At 67.0% G+C, this 725-nt stretch carries 1 pseudogene; it reads right to left on the reverse strand.

What is annotated here, in order from left to right:
• Positions 1-725, reverse strand: a pseudogene (locus tag P2Q66_RS21755) (hypothetical protein); the annotation flags it as partial.

Raw genomic sequence — 725 nt, forward strand, 5'->3', positions numbered from 1 at the left:
TTGGTGCGGATGCTGAGGGTGGACTTCGAACCAGCCGGGTCATCCGGCCCGGTGCCGTCCGTAACTTCAAAGGTGAGCGAGCCCGGCCCTACATAATCAGGGCCTGCCGTGTACTTCAGTCCTGTGCCGTCGCCCGTGACGGGATCGCTGCCGTCCGAACCGATCAGCTTGATCCGGTCGGTCTGCGTCAGCCGCGGTGAACGGCCCTCCCGGACCTTCACCCACTCGTCCAGGTCGACGTCGGCGGACTGGCCGGCGATGACCTCGATGACCTCGTCCTTGGCCAGGGTGGGCACCTGCTGGCCGAGCCCCGGAACCCAAATGACCGCCGTCGACTGCTGGCCGTCCACGTCCTCCACGGAGTACGGGATGAGCTGCGGCTGTTCGGTGAGGTCCACGATCATGGTGCCGTCAGCGCCTGGCCGGGCGGTGGCAGCCTCAGTGCTGATCGTCAGGTTCTCCCCCACGCCGTCGGGATCCTCGTCGTTCTTCAGGACGGGGACGTCCACTGCGGTCTTTCCCATGGTCTGCGCGGACGTGACCCTGTCGTCACGGGCGATGGGCGCCTTGAGGGGCACCTCGTTGTCCACCACCACCCGAATGGCAGCCTGGGCTGACGCGTCCCTGTCGTCGGCGATGGTGTACCGGACGTTGACGGTTCCGGCTTCGCCCGGTGCCAGCAGGATGATCCTGCCGCTGGCCTTGCTGACGGTGGCCTGCAGTGC

It is taken from the genome of Arthrobacter sp. Cr_A7, from assembly GCF_029222765.1.
Classification (GTDB): Bacteria; Actinomycetota; Actinomycetes; order Actinomycetales; family Micrococcaceae; genus Arthrobacter.